The 7,087-nt window shown below is 68.4% G+C and carries 9 protein-coding genes; 8 read left to right on the top strand and 1 reads right to left on the bottom strand.

The features are described 5' to 3' along the window. Window positions 1-70 precede the first annotated feature (70 nt). From KH616_RS19220 to KH616_RS19200, 5 genes are all read left to right on the top strand, one after another. Complete coding sequence (locus tag KH616_RS19220) at window positions 71-556, top strand: CreA family protein (RefSeq protein WP_292249727.1); 486 nt, start codon at window positions 71-73, stop codon at window positions 554-556. Between the two features lie 72 nt (window positions 557-628). After that, window positions 629-1,456 (top strand): AraC family transcriptional regulator, encoded by an 828-nt coding sequence (locus KH616_RS19215; protein ID WP_292249726.1) that lies wholly within the window; start codon window positions 629-631, stop codon window positions 1,454-1,456. 195 nt (window positions 1,457-1,651) lie between these two features. After that, a complete protein-coding gene (locus tag KH616_RS19210; RefSeq protein WP_292249725.1) occupies window positions 1,652-2,404 on the top strand; it encodes an AzlC family ABC transporter permease in 753 nt (250 codons plus the stop codon). After that, a complete protein-coding gene (locus KH616_RS19205) occupies window positions 2,401-2,742 on the top strand; it encodes an AzlD domain-containing protein (RefSeq protein WP_292249724.1) in 342 nt (113 codons plus the stop codon). The genes KH616_RS19210 and KH616_RS19205 overlap by 4 nt, the downstream gene beginning before the upstream one ends. Window positions 2,743-2,918: 176 nt before the next feature. After that, window positions 2,919-3,689 carry a DUF4088 family protein gene (locus KH616_RS19200; RefSeq protein WP_292249723.1) on the top strand — a complete coding sequence of 257 codons (771 nt, stop codon included), beginning with the start codon at window positions 2,919-2,921 and terminating at the stop codon, window positions 3,687-3,689. A 119-nt stretch (window positions 3,690-3,808) separates the two neighbouring features. Here the strand turns inward: KH616_RS19200 and KH616_RS19195 are convergent, their stop codons facing one another. Then, the gene (locus KH616_RS19195) at window positions 3,809-4,264 is read right to left on the bottom strand and encodes a hypothetical protein (RefSeq protein WP_292249722.1); all 456 of its coding nucleotides are present in this window, start codon (window positions 4,262-4,264) and stop codon (window positions 3,809-3,811) included. A 326-nt stretch (window positions 4,265-4,590) separates the two neighbouring features. Between KH616_RS19195 and KH616_RS19190 the strand changes: the two genes are divergently transcribed. The 3 genes from KH616_RS19190 to KH616_RS19180 all read left to right on the top strand — a co-directional run. Then, window positions 4,591-4,809 carry an RNA-binding S4 domain-containing protein gene (locus KH616_RS19190; RefSeq protein ID WP_292249721.1) on the top strand — a complete coding sequence of 73 codons (219 nt, stop codon included), beginning with the start codon at window positions 4,591-4,593 and terminating at the stop codon, window positions 4,807-4,809. 120 nt (window positions 4,810-4,929) lie between these two features. After that, window positions 4,930-6,315: a multidrug efflux MATE transporter NorM gene (norM, locus tag KH616_RS19185; RefSeq protein ID WP_292249720.1), complete on the top strand. Its 1,386-nt coding sequence runs from the start codon at window positions 4,930-4,932 to the stop codon at window positions 6,313-6,315. Between the two features lie 197 nt (window positions 6,316-6,512). After that, on the top strand, window positions 6,513-7,087 hold a 575-nt coding region (locus KH616_RS19180), incomplete at its 3' end, for a lyase family protein (RefSeq protein WP_292249719.1).

Genomic DNA, 7,087 nt, shown 5'->3' with positions numbered 1-7,087 from the left:
TTTTGTTTTTCCGGCCGATCGTTGCGTGCATGCTAGAGTCTGTCTCCCGCCATCGCTTCGGATTCCGCCGATGAAGAGCCGTCTTCTTGCCGTCCTCGCATCCCCCCTTCTCCTCGCATCGCTCGCGGCAGCGCCACTCGCGCGCGGAGAGGAAGTCGGCAGCGTCAACACCAATTTCCGCGTGACGGGCTCCGATCGCGTGGTCGTCGAAGCCTACGACGACCCGCTCGTGAGCGGCGTCACCTGCTATGTGTCGCGCGCCCGCACGGGCGGCATCAAGGGCTCGCTCGGCATTGCCGAGGATCCGACCGAGGCGTCGATCGCGTGCCGGCAGGTCGGGCCCATCAGCTTCGTCCAGCCGGTCAAGCAGCAGACCGACGTGTTCGGCGAGCGCATGTCGTTCATCTTCAAGACGCTGCACGTCGTGCGCGTCGTCGACAGGAAGCGCAATACGCTCGTCTATCTGACCTACAGCGACCGGATTGTCAGCGGCAGCGCAAAGAACAGCGTGACCGCGGTACCCGTGCCCGCCGGCACGCCGATCCCGATCCGCTAAACAGACCCGCCCGGCATTGCACCGACCGCCGCGCGCGCGGCTACACTGACGTTTTCCGCTGCACGCCCGGCCATGTCCGCCGCCCGCTTCCACGATTCCGCGCGCTACTGGCGCACGCCGCTGCTGCCCGACGCCGACCTCGTCACCGCCGAGTATCGCGACCACGCGTTCGCGCCGCACTGGCACGACGCGTACACGATTCCCGTCATCGAGGCCGGCACGGAAGCCTATACATACCGCGGCAGCGGCTATGTGGCGGAAGCCGGCACCATTCCCGTCATCAACCCCGGCGAAGTCCATACCGGCTCGCGCGGTCGGGCCGACGGCTGGCGCTACCGCGTCGCCTACATGCCGGTGCCGTTCATCCGCTCGCTTGCCGACGCGATCGCCGGCAATCCGCAGGCCGCGCCCTGGTTCGCGCCGGACATCATCCGCGACCCCGATCTCGCGCAACGGCTGATCGCCGCGCATCGGCTGCTCGAAGACGGCCGTGATCCGCTTGCCGCCGAGATGACGATGCTCGACGCGTTTTCGACCCTGCTGGTACGGCACGCGAAGCACCCGCCGCCGATCCGGCCGACCTGCGCCGACCAGGCGCGCATCGACGCCATGCGCGAATGTCTCGCCGCCGACCTGACCGGCCCCATGTCGCTGACCGACCTGAGCGCGGCCGTCGGCTTGTCGCCGTTTCACGCGGCGCGGCTGTTCTCGCGTGCAGCCGGCATGCCGCCGCACGCATGGCGCAATCAGCTGCGTCTACAGCGCGCCCTCGCACCGCTGCGCGCGGGAGTGGCCGTCGCGGACGTCGCCGCGGCAAGCGGCTTTACCGACCAAAGCCATTTCAGCCGGCATTTCAAACGCATGTTCGGCGTACCGCCCGGGCGCTGGCAGGCGCGATGACGCAAGCGCCTTCGCGCGCGCCCGCGGCAGGCCGGCTCGACGACCGAATGCCGCGCACCGCGCATCGGGACGGACAATCCGGCATGCGGATACCGGCAATCGGGCCGCTCGCCGCGTGAACCTGAAGCCGCCCGCAAGAATGTACAAGCCATCCCCACGTCAACCCGCTATCCTCCCGCGCATGGAGGAGTTGTCTTGAATCATTCATCTACGTCACCCCAGCGCCGCCCGTTGAACGAATGGCTCGACGGCGCGCGCGACACGATCCCGATGCTGGTCGGCGCCGCGCCGTTCGGCGTGATCTTCGGCACGCTGGTCACCGGCGGACCGCTCGCCAACTGGCACGGCGCACTGATGTCGCTCACCGTGTTCGCGGGTTCCGCGCAGTTCATCGTGCTCGGCCTGCTCGCAGGCGGCGCGGGCTTTGCGGTCGTGCTCGCGACGACGCTGATCGTCAACCTGCGCCACCTGCTTTACAGCGCCACGCTCGCCCCGTACATCGCGCATCTGCCGCTGCGCTGGCGCGCCACGCTCGGCGCCCTGCTGACCGACGAAGTGTTCGCGGTCGCCTATGCGCATTACCGGCACTTCCCCGCGGGCAGCATCGGGCCGCACTACTTCTTCGGCTCCGGCCTCGCGATGTATCTGAACTGGCAGCTCTGGACGATCGTCGGCCTGTGGTTCGGCGCCGCGTTTCCGGGGCTCCAGTCGCTCGGCCTCGACTTCGCGATGGCGGCGACGTTCATCGCGATCGTCGTCCCGCAACTCGTGACGCTGCGCTATTTCGCGGCCGCCGCGACGGCCGGCACGCTGGCCTATTTCTGGCAGGGCTGGCCGTACAAGCTCGGCCTGCTGGGCGCGGTCGCCGCCGGCGTCGCGGTGGGGGTCGCGCTGTCGCTGCTGCAGGATCGCGCGCGCGCCGGATCGCGCACGGAGGCCGCATCGTGAACAACGTGCTGCTGATCCTCGGCATGGCCGCCATCACTTATGCGATCCGGTCGACGCTGTTCCTCTTCGGCGAGCGGCTGACCTTCCCGCCGCTCGTGCGCACCGCGCTCGGCTTCGTCCCGGTCACCGTGCTGACCGCGATCATCGTGCCGATGACCGTCTCGCCTCACGGCGGGACAGCCGATCTGACCTGGCGCAATCCGCAGCTCGTCGGCGCACTGGCCGCCGTGCTGGTGTCGGCCACGACGCGCAGGCCGCTCGTGACGATCGCCGTCGGACTGGCGGTGTTCTTCTTCTGGCAGGGCATCGTGCTGCCGCATGGGTGGCTGCCGCGCTGAACGCCCGTCCCGAAAGCGCCTGCCCGCTCGGTCGTCTCAAGTTTCGTGCCGCGCAGCCGATAAACGGTTGAAGACCCGCCATCGGCCCCGGCGCACATCGGTCTGTCGACGCCGCACGCGCTTCCGCGCGCCTTGCGTCGGGATCCGGCATGCGCGGGCCGCCATCGAGACGATTCATGGGCCATATCACCCTTTCCATCAAGGACGACACCCTCGCGTCCCTGCGCAAGGATTACGACGCATTCGTGCGCGTTTCGCAGAAACTCGACCCGCATTTCGCGACGCCGTCGTTCGAGGATTTCCTTCGGGCAAAGCTGCTCGACAACATGGTGCCGCTGACCGAGCACGCGGTGCAGCAGATGCTGCAAGGCGGCCAGTACGCTTGGGCGAAACGCACGCTCGACAAGGAGTTCCCGGACGTCGTCGCGATCCTGATGCGCCAGGCCGGCGAATTCGGGTTCGGCTTCGCGTCGCGCTCGGAATGGACGCCGGACGAACTCGCGAAAGCGTGCCGCGACTGGGCGCGCGCGATCGTTGCCGAAGCACAGGGCGATGCGGTGCTCGTCGATCCGCTCGCCGCGCAGATCAAGAGCGCGGTACAGGATATCCAGACGCTCGAGGAACAGATGCAGACGCCCGCGTGGCGGCTTGCCGAATCGCTGCGGCAACGAATCTACGAAGCCAAGCTCGCCTGCGAGATGAGCGTCGGCAGCGCCGCGCGCGACAAGCTCGGCGAATTGCGTGGCCTGCTGCGGCTGGGCATTTCGCACGGCTCGTTCCAGAAACAGGAAGCGCAGCAGATCATGGAATACCTGCGCCTGCTGAAACCGGAAATCTTCGTCGACGAGCCCTACGACGTGTTTGCGCGCCTCGCCGCGTGGCTGCGCAGCGTGTTGACGTCCGCCCCGCCTCGCGCCGGCCAGGCGCCGGGGCAGCGCCGGCCCTGACCGCGGGCCGAATTCCATGGAAAACGGCCCGGCTCGCACGAAGCGAACCGGGCCGCTGAGCCTCGCTGCCGGCACGACGCGCCTTCCGGGGCGGCCGTCGTGCCGGCACAGACCGGTGCTTACTGCACGGCGCCTTGTGCCGAGCCCTTCACGCCGACCGAGGCGTTGCCCTGAGCCGATGCGGCACCGTCGAGCGCCTCGCCAGCCTTCGCCTTCGCGGCGTCGACATGGCTCTTCGTCGCATGCGCCGCATGCTTGACGTGCTTCTTCGCCGACTTGACCGTGTCCGACGCGGTTTCCTTCGCACCGTCCGCCGCCTCGCTCAGCTTGCTCGTCGCACCGCCGACCGCGTTGCCGGCCGCAGCGCCGACGCCGCCGACCGCATTGCCGATCGCGTTGCCCGACGCGTTCGCGCCCGCACCGCCTTGCGCCTGCACGCCGAGAACCGGCGTCTGCACGTTCACGCCGGCGCCGGCCGAGCCTTGTGCGCCCGTGTTGGCGGTCTGGGCAAAGGCAGCCGAAGTCGCGAACGCCGTCAGGGCGGTACCGATCAGGATCGAACGAATGTTGGACATGACTATCCTCCTCAAAGAAGTTATTGGCGCGGCCGCATCGGTGCGGTCCGTCGCATGACCCGCCGCAACATGCAGCAGGTGCGGCTACAGTACCCGCCTTCGCATGGCAAACTCTCGAATCTCGCAGACTGTTACCCACCGTTTCATTTGCTGACGAATGGCTCACACTCTTTAACACTTGCGGCTGACACATTCCGCACTGAAACGTGATAAGCCCGTGCCGGCACGCGCGGGGACGGATGATGCATGCCGCTCTCGCGCCCCGGCGCGCGGTGCCGTATGATGCGGGCGATTCAACCCGCGCGTTGCGCGCCTCCCTTTTCGTCATGCCCAATCTGGATTTCACGCTGACCGGCGAATACGTCGAGTTGCACAACCTCCTCAAGATCACCGGCCTCGCCGACAGCGGCGGCTCCGCGAAGGTGATCGTCGCGTCCGGCGCGGTGAAGGTCGACGGCGCCGTCGAACTGCGCAAGACCTGCAAGATCCGCGCGGGCCAGGTCGTGCTGCTCGGCGATACACGGATCGCGGTACACGGCGACTAGCCGCCCTGCCCGCGACATGGCCATCGGCCAGGCGTTCGACAGCCTGCGAATAAACCCGTAAGCTAGCCGTCTCTCAAAATAAACACAGCGCCGGCCCGCACCGGCGCAAACGCCCATTCCATGTCGCATTCCGGTCTTACGCAAACGGCCGCCGCGCAGCCGTCGCTCTCGACACACGCCGCCGATACCGCGCGCCTCGCCGCGCCGCTCGCCATCGCCCAACTGTCGCAAATGGCGATGAGCGTCACCGACACCGTGCTGCTCGGCTCGCTCGGCCCCGACTCGCTCGCCGCAGGCGGCCTCGGCGCGAACCTGTTTTTCGTCGTCGTGACCGTGCTGCAGGGCGTGCTGTCGTCGGTCAGCGTCAGCGTCGCGCATGCGCGCGGCGCGCAGGCCGACCACCGCGTGCCGCATATCTACTGGACCGGCTTCGCGCTGTCGCTGCTGCTCGCGATCCCCGCGATCGTCGTGCTGTCGCTCGCCGAGCCGCTGCTGCTGATGTTCCACGAGCCGCCCACGCTCGCGCACAACGTCGGCGAATACGCCGGCGTGCTGCGGTTCGCCGCGCTCGGCAGCCTGATCGGCGTCGGCCTGATGCGCGCGTTCCTGCCCGCGATCGGCGCCGCGCGCCGGCTGCTGTGGGTCTCGGTCGGCGGCGTCGGCATCAACGCGGTGCTGAACTACGGGCTGATTCACGGCGCATTCGGCCTGCCGCGCATAGGCTTTCTCGGTTCCGCGGTCGCGACCACGATCACGATCTGGCTCACCGCGCTCGCGCTCGTCTGGCTGCTGCACGGCCGGCAACGGTTCAAGCACTTCGTGACCGTCGCGCGGCCGAAGCTGCCGGTCATGAGCGAACTGGTCAGCATCGGCTGGCCGGTCGCGATCACCTACGGGGTCGAATCGACGCTGTTTCTCGCAACCGGCCTCACGGTCGGCGTGCTCGGCGAAACGTCGCTCGCCGCACACCAGATCGCGCTGAACGTCGCATCGGTCGCATTCATGGTGCCGCTCGCGATCGGCCAGGCCGCCAACGTGCGGGTCGGCTACTGGGTCGGTGCAGGCATGCCCGTGGCCGCGCGCCACGCGGGCTTCGTCGCGCTCGGGCTCGGCGTCGCGTTCATGTCGCTGTCGGGCCTCGTGCTGATCGTCGCGCCGCACGCGATCGTCGGCCTCTACCTGCACCTCGACGATCCGGCCAACGCGGGCACAGTCTCGCTGGCCGCATCGCTGCTCGGGATCGCCGCGGTATTCCAGATCGTCGACGGCATGCAGACGGTCGGCTCCGGCTGCCTGCGGGGCCTGAAGGACACGCGTATTCCGATGCTCGCCGCCACCTTCGGCTATTGGGGCATCGGCTTTCCGACCGGCTACTGGCTCGCGTTCCACGCGGGCCTGGGTGCGCGCGGCTTGTGGTGGGGGCTCGCAGCGGGCCTCGCGAGCGTCGCCGCACTGATGGCCTGGCGCTTCCACCGCAAGAGCGCATCGCTCGTCGCGCACGCGTAGGCGCGTGCAGCCGCGCATGCGACGGCGGCGCTATGCTAGAGCTTGCTCACGCCAATGGCGGGCGGGTGCCGGCTCGATAAGCGCCATGCGACCGACGGCGCCGCCCCACGATATGCCCGGTGCCGTCCCCGCTGCGGCGCGTCCCGCGATGTGCCCGACGCCGCGCAGGCGAGGCCCTTTTCTCGAAGGAGTGGATGATGAATGAAGCCGTTCGGATGGAACGCGACACCTTCGGCGAGATCGCCGTCCCCGCGGCCCGCCTTTGGGGCGCGCAGACGGAGCGGTCGCTGCAGAATTTCAGGATCTCGACGGAAAAGCAGTCGCCGGAACTGATCCACGCGCTTGCGATCGTCAAGCGCGCGGCGGCGGCGGTCAACCTGTCGCTCGGCGTGCTGGCCGACGACAAGGCGCGCGCGATCATCGCGGCGGCCGACGAGATCATCGCCGGCAAGCATCCGCGCGAATTCCCGCTCGCCGTCTGGCAGACCGGATCCGGCACGCAGACCAACATGAACCTCAACGAAGTCATCGCGAACCGTGCGAGCGAGCTGATGGGCGGCGTGCGCGGCGAGGCGCGCAAGGTTCATCCGAACGACGACGTAAACCGCGGCCAGTCGTCGAACGACGTGTTCCCGACCGCAATGCACATCGCCGCCGCCTACGCGATCGTCAACCATCTGCTGCCCGCGCTGCGGACGCTGCGCGCGACGCTCGACGCCAAGTCGCGCGCATTCGCCGACATCGTCAAGATCGGCCGCACCCATCTGCAGGA

The organism is Burkholderia sp., from assembly GCF_018375725.1.
In the GTDB taxonomy this organism is placed as follows: domain Bacteria; phylum Pseudomonadota; class Gammaproteobacteria; order Burkholderiales; family Burkholderiaceae; genus Burkholderia.
The sequence above is the reverse complement of the archived record's forward strand: the minus strand, read 5'-3'. Positions and strand labels throughout refer to the sequence as shown.